Annotated in this window: 13 protein-coding genes; 11 read left to right on the forward strand and 2 right to left on the reverse strand. The window is 64.4% G+C overall.

Going from position 1 to position 17,025, the window contains the following annotated elements; genetic code table 11:
- Positions 1–68: 68 nt before the first annotated feature.
- Entirely contained in the window at positions 69–713 is a 645-nt protein-coding gene (locus AC4CS3_RS22615; RefSeq protein ID WP_184739179.1) for a TIGR03085 family metal-binding protein, read from the reverse strand.
- A gap of 89 nt (positions 714–802) precedes the next feature.
- Between AC4CS3_RS22615 and hisI the strand changes: the two genes are divergently transcribed.
- The 11 genes from hisI to pyk all read left to right on the forward strand — a co-directional run bounded on the left by hisI (position 803) and on the right by pyk (position 16,110).
- The gene (hisI, locus tag AC4CS3_RS22620; RefSeq protein WP_490785336.1) at positions 803–1,231 is read left to right on the forward strand and encodes a phosphoribosyl-AMP cyclohydrolase; all 429 of its coding nucleotides are present in this window, start codon (positions 803–805) and stop codon (positions 1,229–1,231) included.
- A 57-nt stretch (positions 1,232–1,288) separates the two neighbouring features.
- Positions 1,289–2,869 carry an anthranilate synthase component I gene (locus tag AC4CS3_RS22625; protein ID WP_490785337.1) on the forward strand — a complete coding sequence of 527 codons (1,581 nt, stop codon included), beginning with the start codon at positions 1,289–1,291 and terminating at the stop codon, positions 2,867–2,869.
- Positions 2,866–3,471 (forward strand): Trp biosynthesis-associated membrane protein, encoded by a 606-nt coding sequence (locus AC4CS3_RS22630; protein WP_490785338.1) that lies wholly within the window; start codon positions 2,866–2,868, stop codon positions 3,469–3,471. The genes AC4CS3_RS22625 and AC4CS3_RS22630 overlap by 4 nt, the downstream gene beginning before the upstream one ends.
- A gap of 89 nt (positions 3,472–3,560) precedes the next feature.
- Entirely contained in the window at positions 3,561–3,833 is a 273-nt protein-coding gene (locus tag AC4CS3_RS22635) for an HGxxPAAW family protein (RefSeq protein WP_236817197.1), read from the forward strand.
- Positions 3,834–3,835: 2 nt separating this feature from the next.
- The gene (trpC, locus tag AC4CS3_RS22640) at positions 3,836–4,654 is read left to right on the forward strand and encodes an indole-3-glycerol phosphate synthase TrpC (RefSeq protein ID WP_490785339.1); all 819 of its coding nucleotides are present in this window, start codon (positions 3,836–3,838) and stop codon (positions 4,652–4,654) included.
- Between the two features lie 111 nt (positions 4,655–4,765).
- On the forward strand, positions 4,766–6,163 hold the full coding sequence (gene trpB / locus AC4CS3_RS22645; protein WP_490785340.1) for a tryptophan synthase subunit beta: 1,398 nt from the start codon (positions 4,766–4,768) through the stop codon (positions 6,161–6,163).
- Complete coding sequence (gene trpA / locus AC4CS3_RS22650) at positions 6,163–6,975, forward strand: tryptophan synthase subunit alpha (RefSeq protein WP_490785341.1); 813 nt, start codon at positions 6,163–6,165, stop codon at positions 6,973–6,975. The genes trpB and trpA overlap by 1 nt, the downstream gene beginning before the upstream one ends.
- A gap of 19 nt (positions 6,976–6,994) precedes the next feature.
- On the forward strand, positions 6,995–8,227 hold the full coding sequence (lgt, locus tag AC4CS3_RS22655; RefSeq protein ID WP_490785342.1) for a prolipoprotein diacylglyceryl transferase: 1,233 nt from the start codon (positions 6,995–6,997) through the stop codon (positions 8,225–8,227).
- Positions 8,228–8,489: 262 nt separating this feature from the next.
- Positions 8,490–13,103, forward strand: a complete 4,614-nt coding sequence (gene gltB / locus AC4CS3_RS22660) for a glutamate synthase large subunit (protein ID WP_490785343.1) — start codon at positions 8,490–8,492, stop codon at positions 13,101–13,103.
- Positions 13,096–14,553 (forward strand): glutamate synthase subunit beta, encoded by a 1,458-nt coding sequence (locus AC4CS3_RS22665; RefSeq protein WP_490785344.1) that lies wholly within the window; start codon positions 13,096–13,098, stop codon positions 14,551–14,553. Before gltB ends, AC4CS3_RS22665 begins: the two co-directional genes overlap by 8 nt.
- A gap of 57 nt (positions 14,554–14,610) precedes the next feature.
- Complete coding sequence (pyk, locus tag AC4CS3_RS22670) at positions 14,611–16,110, forward strand: pyruvate kinase (RefSeq protein WP_490785345.1); 1,500 nt, start codon at positions 14,611–14,613, stop codon at positions 16,108–16,110.
- Positions 16,111–16,306: 196 nt separating this feature from the next.
- Here the strand turns inward: pyk and AC4CS3_RS22675 are convergent, their stop codons facing one another.
- Positions 16,307–16,912, reverse strand: coding sequence for an ANTAR domain-containing response regulator (locus tag AC4CS3_RS22675; RefSeq protein WP_269993486.1), 606 nt, complete (start codon positions 16,910–16,912; stop codon positions 16,307–16,309).
- Positions 16,913–17,025 lie beyond the last annotated feature (113 nt).

Consider the following 17,025-nt stretch of genomic DNA (forward strand, 5'->3'; position numbering starts at 1 on the left):
GCCTCTTGCAGCGCTTGACAACCATAGAAGGGTCAACAACTGCGAGCCAGTTGGGGTTTAACGGCGGGTCAGAGGCCGACTTCGGCTGACTGGAGGAGGGCGACGGCGTCCGGCTGGCCCTCGAAGGTGACCAGCGCGTGATGCGTCCGGCCGTGGGCGTGCATCAGGAGTTCACCGGGCTCGCCCACGATGGCAACCGATACGGGAGCCCGCTTGGCAACATGGCGGGGACCGGTGGGGCGGACCAACACGATCCCGAGGTCCACGCCGCGGTACAGAATGGCGGCGCGCTTGATCAATTCATCCCACAAGGCGTCCGAGTATTCCTCGTCCAGGGCCCGTGGAGCCCAACGGTCTCCGGCCCGGCGGATGTCCTCCGTGTGCACGAAATATTCGATGAGGTTGGAGGACTCGTCGAGGGCCTTGATCTTGAGGGGAGACAAGGCGGGCGGCCCTGAGCGGAAGGTATTCACCAGTTCGGCGTAATCTTCCGTGGTTTTCAGCTTGGAGGCCAGTTTTGCCGTGGCTTTATCCGAGGCCCGGGCGAGGCTCTTGATGACCAAGCCGATGCCGACGGCCGCTTTGCGTTCCCGCAAGTACAAGTGCGCCGCGAGGTCCCTTGTCAGCCACCCTTCGCAGAGCGTGGGGGAGTCAGGTCCGGCCGCCAGGAGTGTTTCGGCCAGTACTTCGCGGGAGGGATCGACGAAATGCATCACTTGTGAAACTAGCACGAGACGCGCTCTGTTGCGCAGTGGAACCGCCGCTGAATTTCGGCTCCACACGAGGCACTAGACTTGATCTGATGTCTGAGCAGTCAACACCTCCAGCCACGCCCGCAGCCGCTTTCGCCGCGGCGCCCGCCGTCGTGCCCGTCAGTCCGCTCCCGCACGAGCTGGCCGCCGCGCTGAAGCGCGATTCTGCCGGCTTGGTGGCGGCGATCATCCAGCAGTTCGACACCGACGAAGTGCTGATGCTCGGCTGGATGGACGACGAGGCGTTGCACCGGACCCTGACCACGGGACGCGTGACATTTTTCTCCCGGTCCCGGCAGGAATACTGGCGCAAGGGCGACACCTCCGGGCACGTCCAGTTCGTGAAATCGGTGGCCTTGGATTGCGACGGCGATGCCCTCCTGGTCCGCGTCGACCAGGTAGGCGCGGCCTGCCACACCGGGACACGCACGTGCTTCGATGACCGGAGCCTCGCCGCCGTGAGCGGCGAGCGGGACTAGGCCACCACACACCATCCACTGAGGCAAGCACACAAGAAGAGGCGGAGAACACTAACCATGCAGGACCTTGGAATCATCAGCCCGGGCCTGGAGGAGTTCCGCGAACTCGCCGCACACAGCCGCGTCATCCCGGTCCGGCTCAGGGTACTGGCCGACGCGGAGACTCCCATCGGGCTCTACCGCAAGCTGGCCCAGGGCCAGCCGGGCACTTTCCTCCTGGAGTCGGCAGCCGTCGGCGGCGCATGGTCACGTTATTCCTTCATTGGTTCACGTTCGCGTGCCACCTTGACGAGCAAGGATGGCCAGGCGCACTGGATCGGCGAGCCTCCGGTCGGCGTGCCGGTAGACGGCAGCCCGGTCGACGCAGTCCGCGACACCATTGCGGCCCTGCAAACCGACCGCTTCCCGGACCTTCCTCCTTTCACCTCCGGACTTGTCGGCTTCCTCGGATGGGAAACCGTCCGGCACTGGGAGAAGCTGGCCAGCCCCCCGGAGGATGACCTCCACCTGCCGGAACTGGCTTTGAACCTCGTGACCGACATGGCTGTCCACGACAACATGGACGGCACCGTCCTGTTGATTGCCAACGCGATCAATTTCGACAACAGTTCCGAACGCGTCGACGAAGCCTGGCACGACGCCGTCGCCCGGGTGAAGCGACTGCTGGACCAGATCAGCACGCCCGTGAAGCAGCCCGTATCGGTGTTGCAGTCCGAAGCCCTGGACTTCGCGTCCAGCGTGCAGGAACGCTGGGATGAGCAGGATTACCTGAACGCGATCGATCGCGGCAAGGAGGCGATCGTCGACGGCGAGGTCTTCCAAGTGGTCATTTCGCGGCGCTTCGAAATGGAATGCGCCGCGGACCCGCTCGATGTCTACCGCGTGCTGCGCAACACCAACCCGAGCCCGTACATGTACCTCTTCAGCCTCGAAGATCCCGACGGCCGCGAATACACGATTGTCGGTTCCTCTCCCGAGGCCCTTGTGACCGTCACGGGCAATGAGGTCATCACCCACCCGATTGCCGGATCGCGGCCCCGCGGCAAGACCGTTGAAGCCGACAAGGCCCTGGCTACCGAGTTGCTCGCGGACCAGAAGGAACGCGCTGAACACCTGATGCTCGTGGACTTGTCCCGGAACGACCTGTCCAAGGTCTGCGTGGCAGGAACAGTGGACGTCACGCAGTTCATGGAGGTGGAACGCTTCAGCCACATCATGCACCTGGTGTCCACGGTTGTCGGAGAGTTGGCGCCCGGAGCGAAGGCATACGACGTGCTCAAGGCGACCTTCCCCGCCGGCACGCTGTCGGGTGCCCCCAAACCGCGCGCACTGCGTCTCCTGGACGAACTCGAACCGCATCGGCGTGGCATCTATGGCGGCGTCGTGGGTTACCTGGACTTCGCAGGCGACATGGACATGGCGATCGCCATCCGCTCGGCACTCTTGCGTGAGGGCCGGGCATACGTTCAGGCCGGCGGCGGCATCGTGGCCGATTCCCACAAGCCTTCCGAAGCGCTCGAGACCGTGAACAAGGCAGCGGCCCCGTTGCGGGCAGTGCACACCGCCGGATCGCTCCAGAACATTTCCCCCGACGCGGTTTCTGCGGACGCGGTCGTCGACGGGAACCCCACCCCGTGAGCGCTACCCGGCCTCAGGCGGCCGCAGCAAAGCCTCCCGTGTGGGCACGGAAGGGCAATGTGGTCCTCGCCATGGCAATTCTTGCCCTCGCCGTTTTCGGGACCACCACCCAGACCTGGATCAACGTCCGGCTCGATCCCGCTGCCGCGGCGAATGCCGACCTCCACGTTCAGGGGAGCAAGGCCGCGACCGCGGTGACCGCACTCGCGCTCGTCGCCCTTGCCGGGGGACTGGCATCGTCCATCGCGGGCAAGCTTTCACGCTGGATCATTGCAACGATCGTCGTGCTTGCCTCGGCAGGCATCCTGATTGCCGCGGTGACGGTCCTGGCAAATCCCCTCGGTGCGGCGCAGGGAACCATTGCCGCCACTACCGGCATTTCGGGTGGCCAGGCGGCTGCGTCGTCCACCGTGTTCCCCGTGTTCGCGGTCGTGGCTGCCGGCCTGCTCGCTTTGTGTGGTGGCTTGCTGCCGCTCGCGGGCCGGCACTGGAAGGCGCGCACCAAGTACGACGTCGCTAGCCGGGCAGCCCTCGCGGGTTCCGGACCCGTCGACGAGATCGATAGCTGGGACAGCCTCTCGCGCGGAGAAGACCCCACGTAAGACCCGACTGTCCGGACGTCGGACGATGTCCCGGGTGCGGTCAATAAATGGCAGAATGTAAGCAGTATTCATCCTGAGGAGATTTTCACATGAGCAAAACCACAGTGTCCGCGAGCAAGGCCCCTGTGACCGCTGCGAGCCACAGCGACGCCATCGGCCACGGCAACAGCCCGGCCGCGTGGACCTGCGTGATTGTCATGCTGGTAGGGGCCCTGGTGTCCTCCATCGCCTTTGTTATCGCCAGCACCCCCATCTTCATCGCCGGCATCGTCGTGATGGTGGCCGGCCTGATTGCCGGCTGGGCCATGCGCAAGGCAGGCTACGGCGTCGACGGCAGCAAGCTGAAGAACGCCGGCCACTGACCGTGACCGTTCTTGATGACATCATCGTCGGTGTGAGGGAGGACATGGAGGCCCGCCGCCGCCTTGTCGGCCTTGACGAGCTGAAAGAACGCGCAGCGGCCACCGCTACTGCACTGGACGCGTGGGCCGCCTTGGGCGGTCCGTCGGCCAGTCGCGACGAACTGAAGGTCATCGCGGAAATCAAGCGCCGCAGCCCCTCCAAGGGCGATCTCGCGAGCATCGTCGACCCTGCTGCACTTGCGGTGCAGTACGCCGACGGCGGAGCCTCCGTGATCAGCGTCCTCACCGAACAGAGGCGCTTCAACGGTTCCCTGGCGGACCTCGACGCGGTGCGTGCCGCCGTCGACATTCCTTTGCTGCGCAAGGACTTCACGGTTGACGAGTACCAGATCTGGGAGGCCCGTGCGCATGGTGCAGACCTCATCCTGCTGATCGTCGCCGCGCTTTCAGACGCGCAGCTGTGGGAGTTCAGCGCGTTGAGCCACGAGCTGGGCATGAACGTCCTGGTGGAAACGCACACGCCCGAGGAAATCGAGCGTGCGGCCGCAGCCCGGGCGCGGATCATCGGGGTGAACGTCCGCAACCTCAAGACGCTCGACGTCGACCGCTCCCTGTTTGCCTCGCTCGCGGGAAGCATTCCGGCGGGGGCGGTTGTCGTGGCAGAGTCTGGCGTGCGGAACGCCGACGACGTCGCGCATTATGCCGGGAACGGTGCCCACGCAATCCTTGTGGGCGAAGCCCTTGTGAGCGACTCCACCCCGCGCGAGCGGATCAGCGAATTCAAGGCGGCCGGAGCTGCCGCGATCGCCGTCAGGACCTGAGACAGGCCTGATTCGCGGCGTTGGACCCGGACAGCAGCAGACAACGCGGCTGGTAGCTGTCCTGCGGCCCTGGAAAAACCCAACTACCAACTGAACAGGACGGTGAGACTGATGGTGGACGCATCAACAGCCAACTCGCAAGAGAATGTGGCCGACGCATTCCTACAAGGTGGAGCCTCGCTCCGCAACGCCGCAGGGCCGTACTTCGGCTCTTACGGTGGACGCTGGATGCCTGAGTCCCTCATCGCCGCCCTGGACGAAGTCGAGGACACATTCGAGAAGGCCAAAGCCGATCCTGAGTTCCTTGCCCAGCTGAAGGACCTCAACAAGAACTACTCGGGCCGTCCGTCGCTTCTCACGGAAGCCAAGCGTTTCTCCCAGCACGCCGGCGGGGCGCGCATCTTCCTCAAGCGCGAGGACCTGAACCACACGGGATCCCACAAGATCAACAACGTCCTCGGCCAGGCCTTGCTCGCGAAGCGCATGGGCAAGACCCGTGTCATCGCCGAAACCGGGGCAGGCCAGCACGGCGTTGCCAGCGCAACGGCTGCAGCCTTGCTCGGACTGGAATGCGTCGTCTACATGGGCGCCGAGGATTGCCGCCGCCAGGCACTCAACGTGGCCCGTATGCAGCTCCTGGGCGCCACCGTGGTTCCCGTAACCAATGGATCGCAGACGCTCAAGGACGCCATCAACGACGCCCTCCGCGACTGGGTTTCCAATGTGGACAACACCCACTACTTGCTGGGCACCGCGGCGGGTGCGCACCCGTTCCCGGCGATGGTGCGCTTCTTCCACGAGGTCATCGGCGAGGAAGCGCGCGCGCAGATCCTGGAACAGACCGGCAAACTTCCGGACGCCGTGTGTGCCTGCATCGGTGGCGGTTCCAATGCCATCGGCATCTTCCATAGCTTCCTGGACGACGCCTCCGTGAAGATCTACGGTTTTGAAGCCGGCGGCGACGGTGTCGAAACAGGGCGCCACGCGGCCGCCATCACCCTCGGACGCCCCGGCGTGCTCCATGGTGCCCGGTCCTACCTCATGCAGGACGAAGACGGCCAGACCATCGAGTCCCACTCGATTTCCGCCGGCCTGGACTACCCGAGCGTCGGTCCGGAGCACTCCTACCTCGCGGACATCGGCCGCGTCACGTATGAGCCCATCACGGACACCGAGGCCATGGACGCGTTCCGCTTGCTCTGCCGGACCGAAGGCATCATCCCCGCCATCGAGTCCTCGCATGCCCTCGCCGGTGCCATCAAGGTGGGCAAGCTGCTCACAGAAGGCAAGGAAAACCCGGCCGACACGATCATCATCGTGAATCTGTCCGGGCGCGGTGACAAGGACGTGGAAACGGCCGCCGAGTGGTTCGACATGTTGGATGAAAACGGCAACGTCAAGGGCACCACCCTCTCCACGCGCAAGCCCAAGGGCCCGTCCGAACGCAGCAACCTTGAGATCAGCACTGAAGAAGCAAGCCCTGAAGCCGCAAACGGAGACCAGAACTGATGACTGAGCAGATGACCAGCAAGTCCGCTGCCGCGATCGACCGCGCGAAGGCACAAGGCCGGGCCGCGTTGATCGGATACCTTCCGGCAGGCTACCCGGACGTTCAGTCAAGCATCGACGCCGGCATTGCCATGGCCCGCAACGGCGCGGACCTTATTGAAATCGGCATCCCGTATTCGGACCCCGTCATGGACGGCGCTGTCATCCAGGCTGCGACCACAGAGGCAATCGCCAACGGTTTCCGCGTCGCCAGCGTCTTCGACGTGGTTGCGGGCATCACCGCAGCCACCGACGCCGCCGTGCTTGTCATGACTTACTGGAACCCGGTGATGCGCATGGGCGTCGACGAGTTCTCACGCCGGCTGGCCGAAGCCGGGGGAGCCGGACTCATCACGCCGGACCTCATTCCAGACGAGGCTGCCGAATGGTTCGCGGCATCGGACAAATACGGACTCGACCGGGTCTTCCTCGTGGCACCGTCGTCTACTCCGGAACGCCTGGCCATGACGGTGGAGGCGAGCCGCGGTTTCGTCTACGCCGTCTCCATCATGGGCGTCACCGGAACGCGGCAGTCTGTCAGCAGCAGCGCGGAAAAGCTTGTGGCCAATACCCATGCGGCCGGCGCCGAAAGGGTCTGCGTCGGGCTCGGAGTCTCCAACGCAGACCATGTCCGCGAGATTGCGGCGTACGCCGACGGCGTGATCGTCGGTACCGCGTTGGTTGCGGCCATCCGCGACGGCGGCGTTGACGCCGTCGCGCAACTCACCAAGAACCTCAGCGCCGGCCTCGGCCGGGCAACAGCGCAGGCCTAGAAAAGGAAAAGCGTAGACAATGCAGAGTCTCCTTCACGTCGCGGCAATGGCTCCCATGAGCATTCCGAGCCCCTCATGGTCCGGATTTGATATTCCGCTGCCGTGGGGGACTCTCCGCATCCATGCGTACGCCCTGTGCATTCTTCTCGGAATCATCCTGGGCCTGTGGCTCACCGCCGTGCGCTGGAAGCGCCGCGGCACTCCCGAAGGCAGCCTGTGGGACATCGCCATTTGGGCAATCCCCTTCGGCATTGTGGGCGGCCGCCTGTACCACGTCATCTCCTCGCCGGACGCATACTTCGGCCCGGGCTTCAACGGCACGGGCGACCTCTCCCTGATCCCGCAGATCTGGCGGGGTGGCCTGGGCATCTGGGGTGCCGTGGTTCTCGGCGTGGTCGGTGCTTGGCTCGGCTGCCGCCGCTCCGGCGTCAAGCTGACCGCCTTCCTCGACGCCGCAGCCCCCGGGCTCCTGCTGGCGCAAGCGATCGGGCGTTGGGGAAACTGGTTCAACCAGGAACTCTTCGGCGGACCCACCACCTTGCCTTGGGGCCTGCAAATAGATCCCAACAGCCCCAATTTCCCGGCCGGGATGCCGAGTGACACCCTGTTCCACCCGACGTTCCTTTACGAATCCCTTTGGAACATCATCGGCGTCGTGGTCCTTCTCGTCCTGGACCGGCGCTTCCATTTCCGCCGCGGCAGGCTCTTCTGGCTGTATGCCATCTACTACACGCTGGGCCGCGTCTGGATCGAAGCGTTGCGGATCGACGATGCCGAGCAGATCAACCTCTTCGGCATCACCACACGGCTCAACGTGTGGACCAGCATCTTCGTCTTCGTCGCAGCGCTCATCATCTTCATCTTCCTGAGCCTGCGCGGCAGGCCGGAGCCGGACACCGCGTACCTTCCCGGCAGGGAACCGGCTGCGGTGACCGCCGAAGAGGACGAACCCGCCACGGCTGACTCAAGTGCCCGGGACGATGAGACGACTGCTGCCGAGGCGACTGCTGTTGAGACGAACAGCACAATTGTGACCGATACGAAGGCCCATGATACGGACGGATCTGTCTCAGATGCCGGTGCTCATGGTAATCTCCGGAATAACCAAAGCGATCTGGGCCATACTGCTGAGCCTACGGAAACGGCCGAGGAGTCACATGCCGGCGTCACGTCGGATTCCGGCTCCGCGTCCACCGAAACCACTGCCAGCAGCGCCCCCGGATCCGGGCCGGAAGCTGGCAGCACCAAGTAGCCAGCGCTACGGCACAGGGGAACCGGGCTACCGCCCAGAGGCCCCCGGCCACAGCGTCGTGGCACACTTGGCAGTCGCCCGGCAGCACACAGAGGCTCCGCGGTCAAGCTTGGGTCAGGGACATGCGTAACTGTTCGTTGCGTCTTGCCCGCTGACCTACAATTTCAAGTAACTAGCGCTTTGTTATGCCCGTCACACGGCAGGCAAGGTGGGGCCAACGTTGTCCCTTCCATTCGCACGATCTCGAGGAAGGACGTCTTCAATGACCCATCTTCATAACCCAAGCTGGTCCGAATCAGTCGAACCGCAGGGGGCCATCTCGCCCTTCAAGCGTTTCGCTGCGCTCCCGGAAGCCCAGGGACTCTACAACCCTGAGCAGGAGAAGGACGCTTGTGGCTTGGCCATTATTGCCACGCTGCGTGGTGAACCCGGCTATGACATCGTGGAAGCGGCCCTGACTGCGCTGCGCAACCTTGAACACCGGGGCGCCGTGGGCGCCGACGAAGGCACGGGCGACGGAGCCGGGCTCCTCATGCAGGTTCCGGACGAATTCTTCCGGGCCGTCACTGAGTTCGAGCTCCCCGCACCCGGCCAGTACGTGGTAGGTACTGCCTTCCTGCCTGCTGAAACCCGCGAAGCCGAGACCGCAAAGGCCGGCATCGAGGCTCTTGCAGTGGATGAGGGCCTGACAGTTCTTGGCTGGCGTGAAGTGCCGGTAGTCGGGGACTTGGTCGGTGCAATGGCCCGTGCCTGCATGCCTTACTTCGCGCAGCCGTTCCTCGCTTCCGCCACTGGCGAAGTGCTGGACCGGAATGAACTGGACTCCCGCGCGTGGCGTGTCCGCAAGCGTGCCCAGAACAAGTTCGGTGTGTACTTCCCGTCGCTGTCCTCGCGCACCATCGTTTACAAGGGCATGTTGACCACTGCCCAGCTGGAGCCGTTCTACCCGGATCTCTCGGACAAGCGCTTCAAGACCAAGCTGGCCATTGTGCACTCGCGTTTCTCCACGAACACGTTCCCGTCGTGGCCGCTCGCCCAGCCCTTCCGTACCATTGCCCACAACGGTGAAATCAACACCGTCAAGGGCAACCGGAACTGGATGCGGGCGCGCCAGTCCCAACTTGCGAACCCGTTGCTGGGCGATTCCCCGGAGGAGTTGTACCCCATCTGCACGCCGGGTGCCTCGGACTCCGCGTCCTTCGATGAGGTTGCCGAACTGCTCTGGCTTTCCGGGCGGCCCATCACGCACTCGATCATGATGATGATCCCCGAGGCGTGGGAAAACCACGCCACGATGGATCCGGCCCGCCGCGCCTTCTACGAGTACCACTCGCTGCTCATGGAGCCGTGGGACGGTCCCGCGGCAGTGTCCTTCACCGACGGCAACCTTGTTGGTGCGACCCTTGACCGCAACGGCCTGCGCCCGGGCCGTTACTGGATCACTGAAGATGGCCTGATCATCTTCGCCTCCGAAGTCGGCGTGATCGAGGTCGAGCCGGCAAAGGTGGTCAAGAAGGGCCGTGTTTCGCCGGGCAAGATGTTCCTGGTGGACACCGAGGCTGGTCGCATCATCGACGACGCCGAGGTCAAAGCTGAGGTGGCCGCAGCCAACCCCTGGGCTGAATGGGTCAAGGACAACCTGATCGACCTCAACGAACTTCCCGAGCGCGAGCATGTGCTGCACACGGCTGCGTCCGTGAACATCCGCCAGCGGACTTTCGGTTACACCACCGAGGAATTGAAGATCCTCCTGGGGCCGATGGCCCGGACCGGGGCCGAACCGCTCGGCGCCATGGGCTCCGACACGCCGGTTGCGGTGCTGTCCAAGCGCCCGCGCCTGCTGTTCGACTACTTCGTGCAGTCCTTCGCACAGGTCACCAACCCGCCGCTGGACGCCATCCGTGAAGAACTTGTCACCTCGTTGACGTGCGCCATCGGTCCGAACGGCAACCTTCTCGATGTCGGGCAGGTGCGCCAGCCGCAGATCTCCCTGCCGTTCCCGGTGATCAACAACGATCAGCTCGCGAAGATCGCCAATATCGAAAACGCCGACGGCGACAAGGTCGCCATGAAGGTCCGCGGACTCTACCGTCCGGAAGGCGGCGAAGCAGCCCTCCGAAGCCGGCTGACCGAAATCTGCGAGCAGGTTTCCGGCGCGATCAACCGCGGCGTGCAGTACATTGTGCTGTCCGACCGCGACTCCAACGCGCAGTGGGCACCGATCCCGTCCCTCCTGCTTGTCAGCGCGGTACACCACCACTTGCTCCGCAGCGCCAACCGCACCAAGACCGCCCTGGTGGTCGAGGCCGGCGACGTCCGCGAAACGCACCACGTGGCTGTGCTGGTGGGCTTCGGCGCTTCCGCCGTGAACCCTTACCTGGCCATGGAATCCGTGGAGCAGCTAATCAGCACCGGCGAAGTGGTTGGTGTGACTCCCGAGGACGGCGTCTACAACCTCATCAAGGGCCTCGGCAAGGGTGTCCTCAAGATCATGTCCAAGATGGGCATTTCCACGGTGGCCTCGTACACCGGCGCCCAGACTTTCGAAGCACTGGGCCTGTCCCAGGACCTCGTGGACGAATTCTTCTCCGGCACCCACTCCCAGCTGGGTGGCGTCGGCCTGGACGTCATTGCCGCCGAAGTTTCCGCACGCCACCAGATGGCCTACCCGGAAGGCGGCATCGAGCTGCCGCACCGTCCGCTCCTCGGCGGCGGCGAATACCAGTGGCGCCGCGACGGCGAACCGCACCTGTTCAACCCGGAGACTGTCTTCCGCCTGCAGCACGCCACTCGCGAACGCCGCTACGACATCTTCAAGTCCTACACCAAGGGAATCGACGACCAGTCCGAGAACCTCATGACCCTCCGTGGGCTCTTGAAGTTCAAGGACACCCTGCGCCCCGCAGTGCCCCTTGAAGAAGTCGAGCCGGTTTCCAGCATCGTGAAGCGCTTCTCCACCGGAGCGATGAGCTACGGCTCCATCTCCAAGGAAGCACACGAGACCCTCGCAATCGCCATGAACCGGCTGGGCGCCAAGTCCAACACCGGTGAAGGCGGCGAAGACGTGGATCGCCTGCTGGACCCTGAGCGCCGCTCCGCGATCAAACAGATCGCCTCCGGCCGTTTCGGCGTGACCAGCCTGTACCTGACCAACGCCGAGGACATCCAGATCAAGATGGCCCAGGGCGCCAAGCCCGGTGAAGGCGGCCAGCTGATGGCGCAGAAGGTCTACCCCTGGGTAGCCCGGACCCGCCACTCAACCCCTGGCGTCGGGCTCATTTCCCCGCCCCCGCACCACGACATCTACTCGATCGAGGATCTCGCGCAGCTCATCTACGACGCCAAGCGGGCCAATCCCTCGGCGCGCGTGCACGTGAAGCTGGTGTCCGAAGTGGGGATCGGCACTGTGGCGTCCGGCGTCACCAAGGCGAAGGCCGACGTCGTGCTCGTCTCAGGGCACGACGGCGGAACCGGCGCCTCGCCGCTGAACTCGCTCAAGCATGCGGGTGTTCCCTGGGAGCTCGGCCTCGCCGAGACCCAGCAGACGCTCATGCTCAACGGGCTCCGCGACCGCGTCGTCGTTCAGGTGGACGGCCAGCTCAAGACGGGCCGCGACGTCGTCATCGCTGCGCTGCTGGGTGCCGAGGAGTACGGTTTCGCAACCGCGCCCCTCGTGGTGTCTGGCTGCATCATGATGCGCGTCTGCCACCTCGATACCTGCCCGGTCGGCGTCGCAACCCAGAACCCGGAGCTTCGTTCGCGCTTCACAGGCAAGCCCGAATTCGTGGTTAACTTCTTCGAATTCCTTGCCGAGGAAGTCCGTGAGCTGCTTGCCGAACTCGGGTTCCGCAGCCTCGAAGAGGCCATCGGCCACGCCGAAGTCCTGGACACCCGCGAAGCCGTGGACCACTGGAAGGCCGATGGCCTGGACCTCGACCCGATCCTGCACGGCCTCGAGTTCGACGACGACGTTCCCCTGCGGAACCTCACCGGCCAGAACCACGAGCTGGACAAGCACTTCGACCAGCGCCTCATCGGCATGGCAGCGGAAGCCTTGAGCGACCGCACACCGGTGAAGATCGCCGTTGACGTCATCAACACGGACCGTTCTGTCGGCACGATGCTGGGGCACGTCGTCACCAAGACGTTCGGCATCGATGTGCTCGCCACCGACACCATCGACATCACGCTGAAGGGCACCGCCGGGCAGTCGCTGGGAGCCTTCCTTCCGGCTGGCATCACCCTGCGCATGTTCGGCGACTCCAACGACTACGTCGGCAAGGGCCTCTCCGGTGGACGGATCATCGTCCGCCCGGACCGCACCAACGTTTTCCAGGCGGAACGCAACGTCATCGCCGGCAACGTGATCGGCTACGGCGCCACGAGCGGCGAAATGTTCCTGCGTGGCCAGGTGGGCGAACGCTTCATGGTACGCAACTCGGGGGCCACCGCCGTCGTCGAAGGCATCGGTGACCATGGCTGCGAGTACATGACCGGCGGCCAGACGCTGATCATCGGCCGCACCGGCCGTAACTTCGGCGCCGGTATGTCCGGTGGCACCGCCTACGTGCTGGACCTCCAGCCCGCCCGGGTCAACAAGCAAGCCTTGGATTCCGGTGAGCTGCAGCTGCTCGAGCTTGACGACGAGGACCGCACCATCGTCCACGGCCTCCTGGTCAAGCACCTGGAAGAAACCGAATCCGTCCTCGCAGGCCGCTTGCTCGAGAACTTCGATGACACAGCCGCCCGCATTACCAAAGTTCTGCCGCGCGACTACGCCGCAGTCCTGCAAACCCGTCTCGACGCTATCGAAGAGGGCCTTGATCCCGATGGCGAAGAAGTATGGTCTCGAATCCTGGAGGTAACCGGTGGCTGATCCACGCGGATTTCTGAAAGTCCGGCAGCGCGAGACGCAGCCACGCCGTCCTGTTCCCGTCCGCATCATGGACTGGAAAGAAGTTTATGAAGCCCAGGACAAGGGCGTGCTCAAGAGCCAGGCAGGCCGCTGCATGGACTGCGGTGTTCCGTTCTGCCACCAGGGCTGCCCCCTGGGGAACCTCATCCCCGAGTGGAACGACCTCACGTGGCGCGGCAAGGGCGAGGAAGCGATCGAGCGCCTGCACGCGACGAACAACTTCCCGGAGTTCACGGGCCGCTTGTGTCCTGCGCCGTGTGAAGCGTCCTGTGTTTTGGGCATCAACCAGCCCGCTGTGACCATCAAGCAGGTTGAAGTTTCGATCATCGACGACGCCTTCGAAAACGGCTGGGTACAACCGCTTCCGCCGGCGCGTCTCTCCGGCAAGACGGTCGCCGTCGTCGGCTCCGGCCCCGCGGGTCTTGCTGTCGCGCAGCAGCTGACGCGCGTCGGCCACACCGTGGCCGTATACGAACGCGACGACAAGATCGGGGGACTGCTGCGCTATGGCATCCCCGACTTCAAGATGGAGAAGGAACAGGTCGACCGCCGCGTCGAGCAGATGAAGGCCGAGGGCACCCGCTTCCGCACAGGTGTGGCAGTCGGAAGCGACGTGACGTGGGAGCAGTTGCGCCGCCGTTACGACTCCGTGGTGATCGCCACCGGCGCTACCGTTCCGCGCGACCTCCCCATCCCCGGCCGCGAATTCGAAGGCATCCACTTCGCCATGGATTACCTGGTGCCTGCCAACCGCGTGGTTGCCGGCGAAACGGTGGAGGGCCAGATCGACGCCAAGGGCAAGCACGTGATCATCCTTGGCGGCGGCGACACGGGCGCCGACTGCCTCGGCACAGCACACCGTCACGGCGCCGCGTCCGTCACGACCCTCGCGATCGGCAAGCAGCCGCCGCTTGAGCGCGCCACGCACCAGCCATGGCCGACGTTCCCCACCCTGTTCGAGGTTGCCAGCGCACACGAAGAGGGCGGCGAACGCACCTACCTCGCCTCGACCGTCGAATTTGTCGGCGAAAACGGCAAGCTCACAGGGGTCAAGGTCGCCGAGACCGAGTTCGTGGACGGCAAGCGCCTCCCGAAGGCCGGCACGGAACGCATACTTCCTGCCGACCTGGTCTTCCTGTCGCTCGGCTTTACGGGTGCGGAACCTGCCGGTATCACCGAACAGGTCAGCGCAGAATTCGACGGCCGCGGCAACGTGGCCCGAGACGGGTACTACATGACCAACACCGAGGGCGTCTTCGTGGCAGGCGATGCCGGCCGCGGGCAGTCCTTGATTGTGTGGGCTATCGCCGAAGGCCGCGCCTGCGCTGCCGCCGTCGACAAGTACCTCATGGGCAGCACCATTCTCCCCGCACCGGTGGCTCCCACCGACCGGGCTATAGCGGTCCTCTAAGGACCGGCGCACGACGCTTTCCCAACTCCAACCGCAGCACACTACTAGGGTAGGTATATGAGACGCGCAAAAATCGTGGCAACGTTCGGACCGGCAATTTCCAGCTATGACAACACCCTCGCGGTGCTGGAAGCCGGCGTCGACGTCGCCCGCATGAACATGAGCCATGGCGACTACTCGGTACACGACACCACGTACGAGAACGTCCGCAAAGCCGCCGCCCAGCTTCACAAGCCCGTCGCCATCATGGCTGACCTGCAGGGCCCGAAGATCCGCCTGGGTCGATTTGTCGACGGCCCCCACGAGCTCCACGTCGGAGACACCTTCACCATCACCACCGAGGACGTCCCGGGCACCAAGGACATCTGCTCCACCACACTCAAGAGCCTGACCGAAGACGTCAACGTCGGCGATGCACTCCTGATCGACGACGGCAAGGTGGCACTGCGAGCCATCGAGGTCGACGACGTCAAGGTGGTCGCCACGGTGACCGTCGGTGGCTGGGTCTCCAACAACAAGGGCATCAACCTCCCCGGCGTTGCCGTCAACGTCCCCGCACTGAGCGAAAAGGACGAGGACGATCTCCGCTGGGCCATGAGGCGCGGTGTCGACATGGTGGCACTGTCCTTCGTCCGCGATGCGTCCGACATCAAGCGCGTGCACGAAATCATGGACGAAGAAGGCCGCCGCGTGCCGGTGATCGCGAAAATCGAGAAGCCGCAGGCAGTGGAACAGCTCCACGAAATCATCGACGCGTTCGACGCCATCATGGTTGCCCGTGGTGACCTCGGCGTGGAACTCCCGCTCGAGGAAGTGCCGATCGTCCAGAAGCGCGCCATCGAACTGGCACGCCGCTGGGCCAAACCGGTCATCGTTGCCACACAGGTCCTTGAATCGATGATCGACAACCCGCGCCCGACCCGCGCCGAGGCTTCGGACTGCGCCAACGCAGTGCTCGACGGCGCCGACGCAGTCATGCTCTCGGGCGAGACCAGCGTGGGCAAGTTCCCGATCGAGACGGTCAAGACCATGGCCCGCATCATCGAGTCCACTGAAGAGCACGGTCTTGAGCGCGTTCCTCCGCTCGGCACCAAGCCCAAGACCCGCGGTGGCGCCATCACGCGTGCCGCCGTCGAAATCGCCGACCAGCTGGACGCAAAGTACATCTGTACGTTCACCCAGTCCGGTGACTCGGCCCGCCGGCTGTCCCGCCTGCGGCCTGTCAAGCCGGTGTTCGCCTTCACCCCGGTGGAGCACGTCTGGAACCAGCTGGCACTGACCTGGGGCATCCAGCCCGTCCTGGTCCCCATGGTGGGCCACACTGACGCCATGACGGCCCAGGTGGACCGCAGCCTCCTCGAGATGAAGATCGTGGAGAACGGCGACCTCGTGGTCATCGCGGCCGGTTCCCCTCCCGGACAGGCTGGTTCCACGAACTCGCTCAAGGTCCACAGGGTGGGCGACCTCGCGGACACTTCCCGTGTGGAAGAGGCCGCAGCCCGCAAGGAAAAGGTCGGACCGTGGCCGGAAAAGAAGAAGGCCAAGTCGAAGGCCTGATCTCTTTAGCTCTGTTTAGGAGGCTCCGCCGTTTTGGCGGGGCCTCCTTTGTCTTGTTTTGGGGGTTCGTTCGTCACGGCGGCGGGTGCCGGCGCTGTCCGGGGCGCGGGCCGAAGGGCCGGGGACCCGGGGGCGAGCCGGGGACGACGAAGGGCGCCGCTATCCCATTGGAAGCGGCGCCCTTCGCGGGGGAGTGTTAGTTGACCTGGTTGATGATGGTCTCGGCGACCTCGCGCATGCTGAGGCGACGGTCCATGGAGGTCTTCTGGATCCAACGGAAGGCTTCTGGCTCCGTGAGTCCCATCTTCGTGGTCAAGAGGCTCTTGGCGCGCTCCACAAGCTTGCGCGTGGCGAACTGCTCCTGAAGGTCGGTCACCTCGTTCTCGAGGGCCCTGATCTCCTCATGGCGGGAAAGAGCGATTTCGATGGCCGGGATCAAGTCAGCCGGTGTGAATGGCTTGACGACGTAGGCCATGGCCCCGGCGTCGCGGGCGCGCTCGACGAGCTCCTTCTGGCTGAACGCCGTCAGGAGGACCACGGGGGCGATTCTCGCCTTGACGATCTTCTCCGCTGCTGAGATGCCGTCCATGACAGGCATCTTGACGTCCATGAGGACCAGGTCCGGCTTCAGTTCCTCGGCCAGCTGGACAGCCTTCTCACCGTTGTCGGCCTCACCGACAACGTCGTAGCCTTCGCCCTTCAAGATCTCGATGATGTCCAGGCGGATGAGGGTTTCATCTTCTGCGACAACTACTCGGCGTGCCGGCTGGGATGCGGGCTTGGACTCCGTCTGTTCTGACACGGGATCTCCTTCAAGACGTACGGCGGGTTCTCAACCATCTTAGTTGCACCCGGTCCCTGCGTATGATTTATTGCTCGGCCGAGCCGGTTCTGGAAATTAGCCTATCTGCATGT

The organism is Arthrobacter sp. SE2, from assembly GCF_058244265.1.

What these genes read in the sequence shown, in the direction of transcription:
- AC4CS3_RS22615 (WP_184739179.1), bottom strand. Translation starts at nt 713, where the DNA reads ATGCATTTCGTCGATCCCTCCCGCGAAGTACTGGCCGAAACACTCCTG.
- hisI (WP_490785336.1), top strand. Translation starts at nt 803, where the DNA reads ATGTCTGAGCAGTCAACACCTCCAGCCACGCCCGCAGCCGCTTTCGCC.
- AC4CS3_RS22625 (WP_490785337.1), top strand. Translation starts at nt 1,289, where the DNA reads ATGCAGGACCTTGGAATCATCAGCCCGGGCCTGGAGGAGTTCCGCGAA.
- AC4CS3_RS22635 (WP_236817197.1), top strand. Translation starts at nt 3,561, where the DNA reads ATGAGCAAAACCACAGTGTCCGCGAGCAAGGCCCCTGTGACCGCTGCG.
- trpB (WP_490785340.1), top strand. Translation starts at nt 4,766, where the DNA reads ATGGTGGACGCATCAACAGCCAACTCGCAAGAGAATGTGGCCGACGCA.
- trpA (WP_490785341.1), top strand. Translation starts at nt 6,163, where the DNA reads ATGACTGAGCAGATGACCAGCAAGTCCGCTGCCGCGATCGACCGCGCG.
- lgt (WP_490785342.1), top strand. Translation starts at nt 6,995, where the DNA reads ATGCAGAGTCTCCTTCACGTCGCGGCAATGGCTCCCATGAGCATTCCG.
- gltB (WP_490785343.1), top strand. Translation starts at nt 8,490, where the DNA reads ATGACCCATCTTCATAACCCAAGCTGGTCCGAATCAGTCGAACCGCAG.
- pyk (WP_490785345.1), top strand. Translation starts at nt 14,611, where the DNA reads ATGAGACGCGCAAAAATCGTGGCAACGTTCGGACCGGCAATTTCCAGC.